General features: G+C 68.7%; 12 protein-coding genes and 1 tRNA gene. 3 read left to right on the top strand and 10 right to left on the bottom strand.

The genetic code is table 11. The features are described from left to right. Positions 1-15 precede the first annotated feature (15 nt). On the bottom strand, positions 16-3,174 hold the full coding sequence (locus AVAK2825_RS03470; RefSeq protein ID WP_284394430.1) for an efflux RND transporter permease subunit: 3,159 nt from the start codon (positions 3,172-3,174) through the stop codon (positions 16-18). 15 nt (positions 3,175-3,189) lie between these two features. Continuing rightward, a complete protein-coding gene (locus AVAK2825_RS03465) occupies positions 3,190-4,479 on the bottom strand; it encodes an efflux RND transporter periplasmic adaptor subunit (protein ID WP_284394428.1) in 1,290 nt (429 codons plus the stop codon). Positions 4,480-4,694: 215 nt separating this feature from the next. Here AVAK2825_RS03465 and AVAK2825_RS03460 point away from each other — a divergent pair, with 215 nt between their 5' ends. Beyond that, complete coding sequence (locus AVAK2825_RS03460) at positions 4,695-5,387, top strand: TetR family transcriptional regulator (protein ID WP_284394426.1); 693 nt, start codon at positions 4,695-4,697, stop codon at positions 5,385-5,387. Between the two features lie 33 nt (positions 5,388-5,420). After that, positions 5,421-5,496 (top strand) — tRNA-Arg (locus AVAK2825_RS03455). Between the two features lie 86 nt (positions 5,497-5,582). Here the strand turns inward: AVAK2825_RS03455 and AVAK2825_RS03450 are convergent. Then, a complete protein-coding gene (locus AVAK2825_RS03450; RefSeq protein ID WP_284394425.1) occupies positions 5,583-6,662 on the bottom strand; it encodes a YihY/virulence factor BrkB family protein in 1,080 nt (359 codons plus the stop codon). Positions 6,663-6,863: 201 nt separating this feature from the next. Here AVAK2825_RS03450 and AVAK2825_RS03445 point away from each other — a divergent pair, with 201 nt between their 5' ends. Continuing rightward, positions 6,864-7,016 carry a hypothetical protein gene (locus tag AVAK2825_RS03445; protein WP_272565744.1) on the top strand — a complete coding sequence of 51 codons (153 nt, stop codon included), beginning with the start codon at positions 6,864-6,866 and terminating at the stop codon, positions 7,014-7,016. A 24-nt stretch (positions 7,017-7,040) separates the two neighbouring features. Here the strand turns inward: AVAK2825_RS03445 and AVAK2825_RS03440 are convergent, their stop codons facing one another. From AVAK2825_RS03440 to AVAK2825_RS03410, 7 genes are all read right to left on the bottom strand, one after another. Continuing rightward, positions 7,041-7,808 (bottom strand): class II glutamine amidotransferase, encoded by a 768-nt coding sequence (locus tag AVAK2825_RS03440; RefSeq protein WP_284394422.1) that lies wholly within the window; start codon positions 7,806-7,808, stop codon positions 7,041-7,043. 64 nt (positions 7,809-7,872) lie between these two features. Further along, the gene (locus AVAK2825_RS03435; protein WP_284394420.1) at positions 7,873-9,339 is read right to left on the bottom strand and encodes a DHA2 family efflux MFS transporter permease subunit; all 1,467 of its coding nucleotides are present in this window, start codon (positions 9,337-9,339) and stop codon (positions 7,873-7,875) included. Between the two features lie 30 nt (positions 9,340-9,369). Further along, positions 9,370-9,558 carry a 4-oxalocrotonate tautomerase gene (locus tag AVAK2825_RS03430; RefSeq protein ID WP_272549570.1) on the bottom strand — a complete coding sequence of 63 codons (189 nt, stop codon included), beginning with the start codon at positions 9,556-9,558 and terminating at the stop codon, positions 9,370-9,372. 38 nt (positions 9,559-9,596) lie between these two features. After that, positions 9,597-9,845, bottom strand: a complete 249-nt coding sequence (locus tag AVAK2825_RS03425; RefSeq protein WP_284394417.1) for a cysteine-rich CWC family protein — start codon at positions 9,843-9,845, stop codon at positions 9,597-9,599. Between the two features lie 173 nt (positions 9,846-10,018). Next, positions 10,019-11,617, bottom strand: coding sequence for a methyl-accepting chemotaxis protein (locus AVAK2825_RS03420; protein WP_284394413.1), 1,599 nt, complete (start codon positions 11,615-11,617; stop codon positions 10,019-10,021). 226 nt (positions 11,618-11,843) lie between these two features. Next, complete coding sequence (locus AVAK2825_RS03415; RefSeq protein WP_284394410.1) at positions 11,844-14,060, bottom strand: malate synthase G; 2,217 nt, start codon at positions 14,058-14,060, stop codon at positions 11,844-11,846. A gap of 209 nt (positions 14,061-14,269) precedes the next feature. Continuing rightward, positions 14,270-15,664, bottom strand: a complete 1,395-nt coding sequence (locus tag AVAK2825_RS03410) for a class II fumarate hydratase (protein WP_284394407.1) — start codon at positions 15,662-15,664, stop codon at positions 14,270-14,272. Position 15,665 lies beyond the last annotated feature (1 nt).

Genomic DNA, 15,665 nt, shown 5'->3' with positions numbered 1-15,665 from the left:
CCAGCGGATCGGTCGTCATTCAAGGTTTTCCGTGGCATGGCGGTGCTGGACCTGCTTGGCGTCGTGCTCCTGCTGGCGCTTGCTGCCCTTGAAGAAGGTGCGCACCAGCACGAAGAACACGGGCACGAAGACCACGGCCAGCACGGTGCCGGTGATCATCCCGCCGATCACGCCGGTACCGATGGCACGCTGGCTGGCCGAGCTGGCGCCCGAGGCGATGAACAGCGGCACCACGCCCAGCGTGAACGCCAGCGAGGTCATGATGATCGGCCGGAAACGCAGGTGGGCGGCTTCGAGGGCGGCCTCCAGTGCGCTCTTGCCCTCGGCCTGCAGGTCCTTGGCGAACTCCACGATCAGGATCGCGTTCTTCGCCGACAGGCCGATGATGGTCACCAGGCCGATCTGGAAGTACACGTCGTTCGACAGCCCGCGCATCAGCGTGGCCAGCAGCACGCCGAGCACGCCCAGCGGCACCACCAGCAGCACCGACACGGGAATCGTCCAGCTTTCATACAGCGCGGCCAGGCACAGGAACACCGCCAGCAGCGAGAAGGCGTAGAGGATCATGGCCTGGGAGCCGGCGAGCTTTTCCTCGCGGGACTGGCCCGTCCACTCGAAGCCGAAGCCGGGCGGCAATTGGCCGGCCAGGCGCTCCATCTCGTTCATCGCATCGCCGGTGGTGAAGCCGGGACCGGCATCGCCGGCGATCTTGATGGACGGGTAGCCGTTGTAACGCACCGTCTGCATGGCGCCCGTGATCCAGCGTGTGGTCGCGAAGGTCGACAGCGGCACCGTCTGGCCCTGGCTGTTCACGACCGGCAGGTCCAGCACCGATTCCGGGCGCATCCGCGCCGCCGCGTCGGCTTGCACCACGACGCGCTGCAGGCGGCCCTTGTTCGGGAAGTCGTTGATGTAGCTCGAACCCAGCGCGGTCGAGAGCGCCGAGCTGATGCTGTCGAAGCCGATGCCCAGGGCGTTGGCCTTGTCGCGGTCGATGTCGATCTGCATCTGCGGCGCATCTTCCATGCCGTCGGGGCGAACGCCCGCGAGGACCTTGCTCTGCCCGGCCATGCCCAGCAGCTGGTTGCGTGCACCCAGCAGCGCTTCGTGCCCCTGGCCCGCGCGATCCTGCAGCCGGAAGTTGAAGCCGGTGCCCGTGCCCAGTTCGGGAATGGGCGGCGGGCTCAGCGCGAAGATGAAGGCATCGCGGATGCCCGAGAGGGCACCGAAGGCGCGGCCGGCCACGGCCGAGGCCGCATGCTCGGCGCCGGAGCGCTCACTCCAGTCCTTCAGGATCACGAAGGCCAGGCCCGCGTTCTGGCCCTGGCCGGAGAACGAGAAGCCCGCCACGGTCACGATGTTCTCGACCTCGGGCTGCTTGAGCATGTAGCCCTCGACCTGCTTGAGCACCTCGCTTGTCCGCGACTGCGCGGCGCCGGGCGGCAACTGCACGTTGGTGATGATGTAGCCTTGGTCTTCGTTGGGCAGGAACGAGGTCGGCAGGCGCATGAACACCACCGCCACCGCGCCGATCAGCGCGAGGTACACGATCATCATGCGGCCGCCGCGGCGCAGCATCTTGCTCAGGCCGCTCTCATAGCCGTGCGTGGCGTTCTTGAACGAACGGTTGAACCAGCCGAAGAAGCCTTTCTTCTCGGCATGGTGCTCGGGATCGATCGGCTTGAGCAGCGTGGCGCACAGGGCCGGCGTGAGCGACAGCGCGAGGAACGCCGAGAAGGCGATCGACGTGGCCATCGTGGCCGCGAACTGGCGGTAGATGTTGCCGGTGGAGCCGGCGAAGAACGCCAGCGGCACGAACACCGAGATCAGCACCACGGTCACGCCGATCACGGCGCCCGAGATCTGACCCATGGCCTTGCGGGTGGCCTGCAGCGGCGGCAGGCCTTCCTCGGCCATGATCCGTTCGACGTTCTCCACCACCACGATGGCATCGTCCACCACGATCCCGATCACCAGCACCATGCCGAACATGGTCAGCACGTTGATCGAAAAGCCCATGGCCATCAGCACGCCGAAGGTGCCCAGCAGCGCCACCGGCACCACGATGGTCGGGATGATGGTGTAGCGGAAGTTCTGCAGGAACAGGAACATCACGATGAACACCAGCACCACGGCTTCGATCAGCGTGTGCACCACCTTCTCGATCGAGACGGACACGAACTTGGAGGTGTCGTACGGCACCACGTAGTTCACGCCCTGCGGGAAGAACTTCTTGAGCTCTTCCAGCTTGGCCTTCACCGCCTTGGCCGTGGCCAGGGCATTCGCAGACGGCGTGGCCTGCACGCCCAGGCCCACGGCGTCCTTGCCGTTCAGGCGCGCGCTGGTGTTGTAGCTCTGCGAGCCCAGCTCGATGCGGGCCACGTCCCTGAGGCGGACGGCCGAGCCGTCGGTGTTGGCGCGCAGCACGATGCGGCCGAACTCTTCGGCCGACGACAACTGGCCCTGCACCACGATGGTGGCCGCCACGGGCTGGCCCGTCTCGGCCGGCAGATCGCCCAGGTTACCAGCGGACACCTGCGCGTTCTGCGCGCGGATGGCGGCGTTGACCTGGTCGAGCGACAGGTTGAATCCCTTGAGCTTGGCCGGGTCCACCCAGATCCGCATGGCGCGTTCGGAGCCGAACTGCGTGAGCGTGCCCACGCCGGCCACGCGCTGCAGTTCGGGAACCACGTTGCGCGCCGCGTAGTCGTTCAGCGCCTCGATGCTCACGTCGGGGCTTTCCGTCGTGAGCATGGCGAACATCAGGAAGTTGGAGCGCGACTGCTCCACGCGCACGCCCTGCTGGGTCACGGCGCTCGGCAGCCGCGGCGTGGCGCGAGAGAGCCGGTTCTGCACGTCCACCTGCGCGAGGTCGGCATTGGTGCCGGGCTCGAAGCTCAGCACGATGCTGCCGGTGCCGTTGGCCTGGCTGGTCGTCTCGACGTAGGCCAGGCCGCTCGCACCGTTCATCTCGCGCTCGATGACGGCCAGCACGCTGTCCTCCAGCGTCTGGGCGTTGGCGCCAGGGTAGGCCACCGACACCTGGATGGTCGGCGGCGCGACGGCGGGGTACTGCGCGATCGGCAGCCGCGTGATGGAGATGGCCCCCATCACGATGATGAAAATGGTGATCACCCACGCGAAGATGGGGCGCTCGATGAAGAACTTGGCCATGTGCCGCGCTCCTTCTTATGGCTTGGCCGGAGCGGAAGCGGCGGACGCAGCGGGAGCCGCCGCAGAGGCGGGCGCGCCGGGCGCCGCAGCGCCAGCGCCGCCGGCCTGCCAAGCCACGGGCTGCACCACGATCGGATCGCCGGGCTTGCCGCGCGGCAGCTTCTGGAAACCGTCCACCATGACCTTCTCGCCCGTCTGCAGGCCTTCGAGCACCACCCAGTTCGTGCCCTGGGCCGGCCCGAGCTTGATGGGGCGTGGCGTGAGGTGGTTGTCCGCGCCCACCACCATCACGGTGTCGCCCTTGGCCGAGCGGGTCACGGCCTGCTGCGGCAGCAGCACGCCGCCGGCCACCTGGGCCTGCTCCAGGCGCACGCGCACGTAGAGCCCGGGGAGCAGCTGGCGATCGGTGTTGGGGATCTCGGCGCGCAACGTGACCTGGCCGCTGGTCGGGTCCACCGTCAGGTCGGTGAAGAGCAGCTTGCCGGTCTGGGGATAGAGGCTGCCGTCTTCCAGCACGACGCTCACGCTGGCCGAGCCCTTGCCGGCCTGCTTGTACTTGCCGCTGGCCAGGCCCGCCTTGAGCTTGAGCGCTTCGGAGGCGGACTGCGTGAAGTTCACGTACAGCGGGTCGATCTGCTGGATGACTGCCAGCTCGGTGGCCGAGCCCTGGCCCACCAGCGCGCCTTCGGTCACCAGCGCACGGCCGATGCGGCCGGAAATGGGGGCGGTCACGGCCGCGTAGCCCACGTTGATCTGCGCCGTGGTCACGGAGGCGCGGGCGGCGGCGAGGTTGGCCTCGGCAGTCTTTTGCGAGGCGACGGCGTTGTCGTATTCCTGCTTGCTGATCGCGTTGACGGCCACGAGCGGCTTGTAGCGCTCGGCCAACGCGCGGGTCTGGGCCACGTTGGCATCGGCTTGCGCCACGCTCGCCCGGGCGCTTTCCAGCGAAGCCCGGTAGGGCGCGTCGTCAATGGCGAAGAGCTTCTGCCCGGCCTTCACGTCGCTGCCTTCGGTGAACAGGCGTTTTTGCAGGATGCCCGCGGCCCGTGCACGCACTTCGGCGACGCGGGAGGCTTCCAGCCGGCCGGGCAGCTCGGTCACGAGGCCCACGTCGCCGGGCGCCACGGTGACCACGCCCACCTGGGGCGGGGGAGGTGCACCGCCACCGGCCTGGGCCGGGGCTTCGCTCTTGCCGCAGGCCACCAGGACGGTGGCGGCGACCAGGCTGAGGCAAAGGGCCACGACCCGGCGTGCGGGGTGGAGGGCGGCAGCGGAAACGCCAAGATCGTCACTGAGGCGAAGCATGAAAGTCCTTCCGGAAATGCGCTGATTGAAAAGGCCATGCAGGCACGGAGATGTCTTTGATCGGCATCAACCACGCAGATGGCCCTTGAATTCGGTGCGCGATTATACATACAAACATGAATGTATAATTGCTGCGGAGCGCTGGCGCCGCCCTTCCCACGGGGTGGGCAATGCCAGAAAAACGCGGACATCGAACACAAAAGGAGACATGCCCCATGGCCCGACGCACCAAAGAAGACGCCGTTGCGACACGCAATAGTTTGCTGGATGCGGCCGAGCAGGTCTTTTACCAGAAGGGTGTGTCGCACGCGTCGCTCAACGAGATCGCGCAGGCCGCCGGCGCCACGCGGGGCGCCATCTACTGGCATTTCAAGGACAAGGTCGATCTGTTCAACGCGATGATGGAGCGCGTCACCCTGCCGCTGGAGCGCGCCAACGGCGAATGCGAGAGCAACGAAGACATGGCGCCGCTGCAGCGCATGCGCGGCGTGATCGACCTGGTGCTGCGCAACCTGGCGCAGGACCAGCGCATGCAGCGTGTCTTCGAGATCGCTTTCTTCCGGGTGGAATACGTCGAGGAACTGGCGGGCGTGCGCGACCGGCACATCGCCGCCTGCGGCGCCTTCCGCGAGCAGCTCGCCAACGACCTGCGCCTGGCCGCCGAAAGCCAGAAGGTGCAGCTGCCCATGCCCCCGCAGATCGCGGCCATCGCCCTGCAGGCGATCTTCGAAGGGTTGCTGCAGGGCTGGATCCTCAATCGCGCCAATTTCGACCTCCCGGCGACCGGGCGTGCCTCGGTGGATGCCTACCTGCGCGGGCTGGGGCTGGAGTTGCCCCCGCTGCCGGACTGGCTGCAGGATTGCTCTTTGCGGGACGTGTGCCCGCACGCCGCGAGGGCCGTGCCATAATCGCCGACTGATCGGGCCGCAATGGCCCGCTGTGCGGCTGTAGCTCAGTGGATAGAGTATTGGCCTCCGAAGCCAAGGGTCGTGGGTTCGATCCCCGCCAGCCGCACCATCGATGATCGCCGCAGTGCCGGACAACGCACTGGGTTCTCCCTCTTTTTCCATTCCTTCCGATTCGCGTCCGGCGTTATCGCCGCATCAGCGGCGCCTGCGCAACGCATCGCGCTTTTCACGCCGCTCCAGCCACAACGACAGCGCCACGCGGGCGGCCAGCAGGGCCACGGTGGTGGCCAGGGCGCCGGTGGACAAGGGCGCTGCCGGAGCCGCTTGCCGGGCGGGAACGGGCAAAGGCGTGACGGGCGTGAGCGCCGAGTTGGCGTCGGCCCCGCCCTTGCGGGGCTCGACCGGGTCGAGCAAGGCCTCGGGGGCTGCGGCATGCGAGCCGTGCTCGGCCGCGTACACCTTGGTGAATTCCGCGCCCAGCAGGAAGATCTGCGCGGCGTAATACACCCAGATCAGCACGACCGCGATGGCGCCGGCGGCGGCATAGGTCGAGCTCAGGCCCGCCTTGCCCACATACAGGCCGATCAGCACCTTGCCCACCTCGAACAGCACGGCGGTCACCGCGGCGCCCACCCACACGTCGCGCCAGGCGATCGGCACCGAGGGCATGAACTTGAAGATCATCGCGAACAGCACGCAGCTGATGCTCATCGACAGCAAGGTGTTGATGCCCATCAGCATCAGCTCCCAGCCCGGCATCAGGGCGCCGAGCCACGTGCCCGCCGCCGCCACCGCGGCGCTGACGGTGAGCGAGGCCATGAGCAGGAAGGCCAGGCCGAGGATCAGCCCGAACGACAGGAAGCGCGCGCGCAGCAGGCCCCAGATGCCGCTCGGCTTGGCGGGCTCCGGCACGTGCCAGATGCGGTCGAGCGCGCTCTGGATCTCGCCGAACACCGTGGTCGCGCCGATGCCCAGCAGCACCAGGCTGATGGTGCTGGCGATGATGCCTTCTGTGGGCTCGCGGGCGCTCTTGATGAGGCTCTGGATGGCGAGCGCGCCGTCGCGCCCCACCAGGCCGGAGATCTGTCCTTCGATGGTGCCGCGCACCGCGTCCTGTCCGAACACGGCACCGGCGATGGAGATCACGATGACGAGCAGCGGCGCAATGGAAAACGCGGTGTAGTAAGAGATGGCGGCCCCCATGCTGGGGGCGTAGTCGTCGAGCCAGGCTTGGCAGGATTTTTTGGCGAGTCGAAAAAGGGTCGAGGCGTTCATTGCGGTTCCGGGATCAGGCCTCTGGTGTAACCAATCGCATTGCCGCAGGCTGTAGGAGGGGGCCGGAAGCGCCCTTCGCCGGCCCCGTTCACTCTCCACGGGGAGCCCGTCCGATGCAGCGCGAGGGCGCCGTCCCACACGGGGGCGGCCGCGGGCGGTGCGGTAATCCGGTCATTCCCAGAACCTTTGCGAGGTCCGTGCATGTCCCGTTCGCACCGCCAGTGTTCCGATAAAGCCAAGCCCCGGGAGATCAAGCGCCAGCGCCAGCGGGAGGCGATGTTCAAGCCGGCCGGGCGGGGCGGCGTGCCGTTCTATCCTGACCCCGAACCGCCCGTGTGGAAACCGCTGGGCTGATGCCGCGGCCGCTGTGCCGGCGCGCTACGGCGTGGCGCAGGCCCCGTCCACGAACACCCGCAACTCGCCGCTCTGGAACGCGGTCCACTGCTCGTCGCTGGTGAGCGGCGCGGTCACGACGACGGCCACGCGATCCTGCGGCGTGGTGTGGGCGGAAAAATCGATGCGCAGGTCTTCGTCGCACAGGCGTGCCTGCGAGAAAGGGTGGCGCCGCTCGATGTAGTAAAGCTGCGTGGAGGCATGCGCCCACAGCGCCTGGCCGTTCGACAGCAGGAAGTTGAACGTGCCGTGCGGGGCGATGCGCGCGGCCAGTTCGCGCAGGGTGATGGTCAGCTCCGCAATGCTGGGCACGCCCGCGTGGGACTTGGCCAGCTCCTGCATGATCCAGCAGAAGGCGTGCTCGCTGTCCGTCGTGCCCACGGGGTGGAAGTGCGAATGCAGCCGCGGGCGGAAGTCCTTGAGGTCGCCGTTGTGCGCGAACACCCAGTACCGGCCCCACAGCTCGCGCACGAACGGGTGGCAGTTCTGCAGCGAGACGCTGCCCTGCGTGGCCTTGCGGATGTGGGCGATGACATTGCGGCTCTGGATGGGGTAGCGGCGGATCAGCTCGGCCACGGGCGAGTCCACCGCACGCTGGTGGTCCACGAAATGGCGCAGGCCCTTGTCTTCGAAGAACGCGATGCCCCAGCCGTCGGAATGGTCCGCCGTGTTGCCGGCACGCTGCGCGAACCCCGTGAAGCTGAACGTCACGTCGGTCGGCGTGTTGGCATTCATTCCGAGCAACTGGCACATGGCGGGCTTTGGGAGAAAAGAAAGGAAAAGGACGAAGGGCGGAAGGCCAGGGACGGGATCGGGGTCAGCGCCCCGGCGCCGCGGCTTTGGGCGCGCGCAACTGCCAAGCGGCCACCAGGGCCAGCAGGCACAGGCCGGTGAGCAGCAGGAAGGTTTCGCCGAAGGCGGTGATGCGCGCCGGGCTGCTGACCGCGTTCTGCAGCGAGTCGCCATGCGCGGCGATGCGCCATTCGAGCACGATCCCGCACAGGCTCACGCCGGCCGCGCCGCCCAGCATGCGCACGAAGCTGATGGCGCTGGAGCCCTGCGCGATGAGCGGCTTGGCCAGCGGCCGCATGGCCCCCAGGTTGAGCGAGGGCAGGATGAACCCGAGCCCGATGCGCCCCAGCACCGCGAACACCACCAGCATCCACAGCCCGCTGGTCAGATCGACCAGCACCATGAGCGCGAACGAGATCGCCAGCAGCGCCAGGCCCGTGCCCACCAGCCAGTGCGTGGGGTGGCGGTCGGCCAGCCGGCCCACGATGGGAATGGTGATGGCCAGCACGATGCCCGCCGGCAGCATGATGGTGCCCACGTGCGAGGCCGACAGCTGCAGGCCCAGTTGCATGAACACCGGCAGCAGGTAGGTGGAGCCGAAGAGCGCCGTGCCGTAGATGAAGGCCACGATGCTGCCCATGGCGAACTGCCGGTATTCGAACAGGCGCAGGTCCATGAGCGGCGTGGCGCCGCGCGCCAGTTGCCGGCGCTGCCACGCGATGAAGACGGCCAGAGCCGCGAAGGCCGCCAACAGCAGCGCGCCGGCCTGCAGGCCCGGCCCGCCGTGCAGCGCCACCAGGCCGTTGAGCAGGCACAGCGTGCCGACCGCGCCCAGTACCAGACCGCGCCAGTCCAGCGTGTTGCCGGACTGGCCGGCCACGGCGCCGCCGGGGCTGCTGACCGGCACGAACCGGTAGGCCAGCGCGATGGAGGCGATGCAGAACGGCACCACCATGAAGAAGATCGAGCGCCAGCCGAACCAGTCCACCAGCAGCCCGCCGATGCTCGGCCCGATGGCCGGGGCCAGGACCACACCCATGCCGAAGATGCCGCTCGCGCGGCCCTGCTCGTGCGGCTGGAAGGCGTAGAGGATGATGACTGCCGGAATCGGCTGCACCACGCCCGCGGCCAGCCCTTCCAGCACCCGGGCGGCCAGCACCAGCCCGTAGTGGCTGGCCACGCCGCCGCCGATGCCGCCCACCAGCAGCAGCACCATGGCGCCCACGTAGGTCGCGCGGTAGCCGAAGCGGGCCAGCAGCCACGGCGTCGTGAGCATGGCGACCGTGGTGGCCACCATGAAACCCGACGACACCCACTGCGCGCGTTCCTGGCCGAGCGTGAAGTAGTGGCTCATGTCGGGAATGGCCACGTTCACGATGGTCGACGACATGATGGAGGCCATCGTGCCGACCATCACGGACAGCAGGAGCAGCCAGCGGTAGCGCTCGCCGTACCGTTCGCGCAGCAGGGCGGTGGAGCCGGGACCGGTCATCGGGCAGGGATCAAGAAGGGACCGGCGGGATCAGGTTCGCTCGGACCAGAGCTTTCCGCCGGTGGCCCAGTTCTCGCGCTTGACGTCGGTGATGAGGATGTCCACCGAGTCCGGCGAGCCGCCGAGGATTTCCACCGACACGCGGGTGATCTCTTCCACCAGCTTCTTCTTCTGTTCGATGGTGCGGCCTTCCATCATTTCGATGTGGTACGTCGGCATGTCGGTCCTTCAGGGGAGTTCAAAAAAGGGAGCGGCCATCATATCGGCGCGCCGGCCGCTGCGCCCTGTGGCGCGGAGCCCGTTCCGGCCGCGCACCGGGGGCACAGGCACGCGGTGCCGCGCTGGCCGGGGGCCAGCTGCGCCAGGGCCTGCGCGGACACGGCGGCCACCATGCACCAGCAATCCGCGGCGGGGGCGCCGGCCTCGATGGCGCACTGGTTGCGCCCGCCGCACAGGGGGCAGCGGGCGGGGTCCAGCGGGGCAGGGGAGGGCGGTGCGGCGGTCATGGCGTCGGGGAAAGGCGCCAGTGTAGACCGCGCCAGCGCGGCGGGGTGCCGCACAGGGGAATGGGTAAAAATGCCTTCCAGCACATATTCTTCTAAGGCATATTGCTATCAATTAAATAGCAATCGATTGCCCGCCGGTCCCCGCGTCGGGCACGGGCCACCGCCCGTTCGCGTCAGCCCGCGAGGGCCGGCGCGTGGCGCGCTGCCGCGAGCGCCGGGCCGTCGGCTTTGCCGACGCGGAAGACCGCCACCGCACGCACCAGTTGCGCCGTCTGCGATTCCAGCGAGCCGGTGGCCGCAGCCGCCTCTTCGACCAGCGCCGCGTTCTGCTGCGTCACGGTGTCCATCTGCGAGATGGCCTGGTTGACCTGCTCCAGCCCGGTGGTCTGCTCCTGGCTGGCCACGCTGATCTCGCCCACGAGGTCGGTCACGCGGCGCACGCCGTCCACCACCTCGCGCATGGCTTCGCCGGCCTGTTCCACCAGCCGGTTGCCCGAGTCCACGCGCTGCACCGAGTCGTCGATCAGGCCCTTGATCTCCTTGGCCGCCGCCGCGCTGCGCTGCGCCAGCGTGCGCACCTCGCCCGCCACCACGGCGAAGCCGCGGCCCTGCTCGCCGGCCCGGGCGGCCTCGACCGCGGCGTTCAGCGCCAGGATGTTGGTCTGGAAGGCGATGCCGTCGATCACGCCGATGATGTCCACGATCTTGCGCGAGGCCGCGTGGATCTCGCCCATCGTGGAGACCACGTTGCCCACCACCTCGCCGCCGCGCACGGCCTTGTCCGAGGTGGCCTGCGCGAGCTGGTTGGCGGTGCGCGCGTTGTCGGCGTTCTGGCGCACGGTGGCGGTCATCTGCTCCATGGACGCGGCCGTCTGCTGCAGCGCGCTGGCCTGCTCTTCGGTGCGGCTGGACAGGTCCAGGTTGCCGCGCGCGATCTCGCTGGAGGCCACGGCGATGCCCTCGGCCCCGTGGCGCACCTGGCCCACGGCGGTGCGCAGCTGCTCGCCCATGGCGTTCAGCGTGCGCAGCAGCTGGCCGGTCTCGTCCTGCGCGGTGCTGTCGGACGACACGGTGAGGTCGCCCGTGGCCACGGTCTTGGCCATGGACACGGCATCGTGCAGCGGGTGGGTGATGCTGCGGGTGATTCCCACGGCCAGGGCCAGGGCGATCAGGGTGGCCAGCGCGCCCAGGATGATGAGCTGCAGACGTCCGCTCTGGTAGTTGGCCTGCACGTCCTGGGAGGATGCGTTGATCTCGGCACGCTGGAAGTCCAGCAGGGCCTGCAGCGCCTGCAGGTACTGCTCGCCCGCGGGAGTGAAGTCGGTGTTCAGGATGCGCTCGGCGTCTTCCGAACGGCCTTCGGCCTTGGCCTTGTAGATGGCGTCGCGGGCGACGACGAAGCGCTTGCGCTCTTCGCCGGCCTTGTCGAACAGGGCCTGCTCCTGCGGGCTGCTGATGAGCTTGGACAGCTGGCTCTGCTGCTCGGACGACATCTTGGAGGCCGCCGCGTTGTCCGCCGCGAACTGCTGCGCCAGGGTGGAGTCGGTGCTGCGGGCCACCACGCTGTGGCGGCGCACGTTGCTGAAGATGGTGCGGTACCAGTCGGAGATGAGCCGCTCCTTGGTCAGGGGCAGGGCCATCATCGAAGCCGTCTCCTGCGCCACCGACTGCAATTTCCAGGTGCCCACGCCCAGCATGGTGACGATGAAGAGGATGAGCACGCCGAAGGCCAGGCCCAGGCGTTTTCCGATGGAGATGTTTTGGAGATTCATGGTGAGGCTAGGGAAAACCCTTGGTTGGTGGGCGATTCTCTCCGCATTGCTCTAGCGCAACTACAAACCCTTACGCCTTGCCGGAACATATGGATTTACCCGGATACCCCTGTTAAGCCGTGTTTTTCGGGCGCCCAACGAAAACGGGGCACCCGGATGGGTGCCCCGTCAAAGGGGGGCTGGCCGGCACTCCGGGCGCCGGCCGGGCGGAAGGTGCCGAGCTGGTTCAGCGCACGGCGGCGCCGGCCTTCACCTTCAGCCGCCAGGCGTGCAGCAGGGGTTCGGTGTAGCCGCTGGGCTGCTCCACGCCCTTGAAGACGAGGTCGCACGCGGCCTGGTAGGCGGCCGATTCGGCGAAGCGCCCGGCCATCTTCTGGTACAGCGGATCGCCGGCGTTCTGCTGGTCCACCACGGCGGCCATGCGCTCGAAGGTTTCGCGCACCTGCGCTTCGGTCACCACGCCGTGCAGCAGCCAGTTGGCCATGTGCTGGCTGCTGATGCGCAGCGTGGCGCGGTCCTCCATCAGGCCCACGTTGTGGATGTCGGGCACCTTGGAGCAGCCCACGCCCTGGTCGATCCAGCGCACCACGTAGCCCAGGATGCCCTGGGCGTTGTTGTCCAGCTCCTGTTGCTTTTCGGCATCGCTCCACTGCGGCGTGGCGGTGACCGGCACCGTGAGCAGGCCGGTCAGCAGGTTGTCGCGCTCGGCGTTGGCGTCGGTCTTTTCCAATGCCTTCTGCACCTCGGCCACGTTCACCTGGTGGTAGTGCAGCGCGTGCAGCGTGGCGCCCGTGGGGCTCGGAACCCAGGCGGTGTTGGCGCCGGCCTTGGGGTGGGCGATCTTCTGTTTGAGCATCTCGGCCATCAGGTCGGGCATGGCCCACATGCCCTTGCCGATCTGCGCCTTGCCCCGCAGGCCGCACGACAGGCCCACAAGCACGTTGTTCTTCTCGTACGACTGGATCCAGGCGCTGGCCTTCATGTCGCCCTTGCGCACCATGGGGCCGGCCTGCATGGCGGTGTGCATTTCGTCGCCCGTGCGGTCCAGGAAGCCGGTGTTGATGAACGCCACGCGCGCCGAGGCCGCGGAGATGCAGGCCTTGAGGTTGACGCTGGTGCGGCGCTCCTCGTCCATGATGCCCAGCTTGACGGTGTTTTCGGCCAGGCCCAGCAGTTGCTCCACGCGGCCGAACAGGTCGCTGGCGAAGGCCACCTCGGCCGGGCCGTGCATCTTGGGCTTGACGATGTAGACGCTGCCCTTGCGCGAGTTGCGGATGCCGCCCTGCCCCTTGCCCTGCAGGTCGTGCAGCGCGATGGTGGTAGTGACCACGGCGTCCAGGATGCCTTCGGGAATCTCGCGCTGCGTGCCCTGCGCATCGGTCCACAGCACGGCCGGGTTGGTCATGAGGTGGCCCACGTTGCGCAGGAACATGAGCGAGCGGCCGTGCAGGCGCACCTCGCCGCTGCCGTCCGGGCCGGTGTACAGGCGGTCGGGGTTCAGGCCGCGCGTGAAGGTCTTGCCGCCCTTGCTCACCTGCTCGGTGAGGTCGGCCTTCAGGATGCCCAGCCAGTTGGCGTAGCCGTTGACCTTGTCCTCGGCATCGACGGCGGCCACGGAGTCTTCCAGGTCCAGGATGGTCGAGAGCGCGGCTTCCACCACCAGGTCGCTCACGCCGGCGGGATCGGTCTTGCCGATGGGCGTGCTGCGATCGATCTGCAGGTCCAGGTGCAGGCCGTGGTGGCGCAGCAGCACGGACGAAGGCGCCGACGCCTCGCCCTGGTAGCCCACGAACTGGGCCGGTTCCTGCAGGCCGGTGGTGCCGCCGCCCTCCAGCGCGACGACCAGCTGGCCGCCTTCCACGCGGTAGCCGGCGGCGTTCTTGTGCGTGCCCTGGGCCAGCGGCGCGGCCTGGTCGAGCACCTCGCGGGCGAACGCGATCACGCGGGCGCCCCGCACGGGGTTGTAGCCCTGGCCCTTTTCGGCGCCGTCGGTCTCGGGGATGGCATCGGTGCCGTAGAGCGCGTCGTACAGCGAGCCCCAGCGTGCGTTGGCCGCGTTGAGCGCATAGCGTGCGTTCAGGATCGGCACCACCAGCTGCGGGCCGGCCTGCGTGGCGAGTTCGTCGTCCACGTTGGCGGTGGTGGCCTGCACGTCGGCCGGCTGCGGCACCAGGTAGCCGATCTGTTCGAGGAAGGCTCGGTATGCCGCCATGTTCTGCACCGGGCCCGGGTTGGCGCGGTGCCAGGTGTCGAGTTCGGACTGCAGGCGGTCGCGCTCGGCCAGCAGGGCGATGTTGCGCGGTGCCAGATCGGACACCAGCGTGCTGAAGCCCTTCCAGAACGCGTCGCTGTCCACGCCCGTGCCGGGCAGCACCCGGTCTTCGACGAAGCGGTGCAGGGAGGTGGCCACTTGCAGGCCGTGAACGGTGGTGCGGTCGGTCATGGAGGTCTCTTGGGTCTGGGAAAGGATGGATGCGAACCGGCAACGGCCGCCAGGGACCGTCACCACGATGTCGACCCACTGTATTGCAAATCTTTCCAGACATAAACCGCCTGAAAATCTCAGAACCAGTGACTTTTACGCACAAATGAAGAAAGCGGCGGCGGGGTCCGGGCGGGGTGCGCCGCCGCCCGGAGCGCCTGGGGTAGCCGTCAGCCGCGCCCGGCCATGGCCCGCGCGTTCACCCTTCGGTCGTATTCGTCGCCCGTGAGAACCCCCAGCGCCACGGCAGCGGCCTTCGGCGTGATGCCGCGTTCCATGGCCTCGCGCGTGATGCGGGCCACGCGGTCGTAGCCCAGCACCGGGTTCAGGGCGGTGGCCAGCAGCAGGGCGTTGTCCACGTTGGCGGCCAGGCGGTCGGTGTCGGCCTCGATGCCCTGCACCAGCCGCTCGGAGAACACGCGGGCGCTGTCGGCCAGCACGCGGATGGACTGCAGCAGGTTGTAAATGAGCACCGGCTTGGCCACGTTCAGCTCGAAGTGGCCCGATGCGCCGGCCAGCGTGATGGTGGTGTGGTTGCCCATCACCTGCCAGGCGGCCTGCGCCACCACTTCGGCGATGGTCGGGTTGCGCTTGCCCGGCATGATCGACGAGGTGAGCCCGTCGTCCGGGATGCGCAGCTCGCCCAGGCCGCAGCGCGGGCCCGAGCCCAGGAGCCGCAGGTCGTTGGCGATCTTGGCCAGCGACGCGGCGACCACGTTCAGCGCGCCGGACACCTCCACCAGCGCATCGTGCGCGCCCATGCCCTCGAATTTGCTCGGGTTGGGCGTGAACGCCAGGCCGGCGAGCGCGCTGGCCTCCTCGCAGAACGCCACGTCGAAGCCGGGCGGCGCATTCAGCCCCGTGCCGGCCGCGGTGCCGCCCTGCGCCAGCAGGCACAGGCGGGGCAGGGTGGCGTGCAGCCGGTCGATGCCATGGCCCACCTGGCGGGCGAAGGCGTCGAAGCCCTGGCCCAGCGTCATGGGCACGGCGTCCATCAGGTGGGTGCGCGCGATCTTCAGCACGCCGGCGAAGGCGGTGGCCCGCTCCTGCAGGCGCGACTGCAGCAGCGCGAGCGCGGGCACCAGTCGGTCGCGCAGTTCCAGCGCCGTCGCCAGGTGCATCACGGTCGGAAAGCTGTCGTTGGACGACTGCGAGGCGTTCACGTGGTCGTTCGGGTGGACCGGGCTGCGCGTGCCCGGCGGCTGGCCCAGGCGCTGGTTGGCGCGGTTGGCCAGCACCTCGTTGGCGTTCATGTTGGTCTGCGTGCCCGAGCCCGTCTGCCAGATGGTGAGCGGAAAGTGCGCGTCCAGCAGGCCGGTGCGCAACTCCTCGGCGGCGGCCTCGATGGCATCGGCGCGCAGGGCGTCCAGCGCGCCCAGGCGGCGGTTGGCGCGGGCCGCCGCCTGCTTTTGCAGGCCGAAGGTGTGCAGCAGGCAGGCCGGGAAGCGCTCCTCGCCGATGTCGAAGACCGCCAGCGCGCGCTGGGTCTGCGCGCCCCACAGGCGGTCGGCGGGAATCTCGACCGGCCCGAAGGCGTCGTGCTCGGTGCGGGTGGCGGCGCCCATG

The organism is Acidovorax sp. SUPP2825, assembly GCF_030158995.1.
Classification (GTDB): domain Bacteria; phylum Pseudomonadota; class Gammaproteobacteria; order Burkholderiales; family Burkholderiaceae_C; genus Paracidovorax.
Note: the sequence above shows the minus strand (reverse complement) of the source record. Positions and strands in the feature narration are given on the sequence as shown.

Bases quoted from the DNA above. Each gene is read 5' to 3' on its own strand.
- AVAK2825_RS03470 (WP_284394430.1), bottom strand. From the start codon at position 3,174: ATGGCCAAGTTCTTCATCGAGCGCCCCATCTTCGCGTGGGTGATCACC.
- AVAK2825_RS03465 (WP_284394428.1), bottom strand. From the start codon at position 4,479: ATGCTTCGCCTCAGTGACGATCTTGGCGTTTCCGCTGCCGCCCTCCAC.
- AVAK2825_RS03460 (WP_284394426.1), top strand. From the start codon at position 4,695: ATGGCCCGACGCACCAAAGAAGACGCCGTTGCGACACGCAATAGTTTG.
- AVAK2825_RS03450 (WP_284394425.1), bottom strand. From the start codon at position 6,662: ATGAACGCCTCGACCCTTTTTCGACTCGCCAAAAAATCCTGCCAAGCC.
- AVAK2825_RS03445 (WP_272565744.1), top strand. From the start codon at position 6,864: ATGTCCCGTTCGCACCGCCAGTGTTCCGATAAAGCCAAGCCCCGGGAG.
- AVAK2825_RS03440 (WP_284394422.1), bottom strand. From the start codon at position 7,808: ATGTGCCAGTTGCTCGGAATGAATGCCAACACGCCGACCGACGTGACG.
- AVAK2825_RS03435 (WP_284394420.1), bottom strand. From the start codon at position 9,339: ATGACCGGTCCCGGCTCCACCGCCCTGCTGCGCGAACGGTACGGCGAG.
- AVAK2825_RS03430 (WP_272549570.1), bottom strand. From the start codon at position 9,558: ATGCCGACGTACCACATCGAAATGATGGAAGGCCGCACCATCGAACAG.
- AVAK2825_RS03425 (WP_284394417.1), bottom strand. From the start codon at position 9,845: ATGACCGCCGCACCGCCCTCCCCTGCCCCGCTGGACCCCGCCCGCTGC.
- AVAK2825_RS03420 (WP_284394413.1), bottom strand. From the start codon at position 11,617: ATGAATCTCCAAAACATCTCCATCGGAAAACGCCTGGGCCTGGCCTTC.
- AVAK2825_RS03415 (WP_284394410.1), bottom strand. From the start codon at position 14,060: ATGACCGACCGCACCACCGTTCACGGCCTGCAAGTGGCCACCTCCCTG.
- AVAK2825_RS03410 (WP_284394407.1), bottom strand. From the start codon at position 15,664: ATGGGCGCCGCCACCCGCACCGAGCACGACGCCTTCGGGCCGGTCGAG.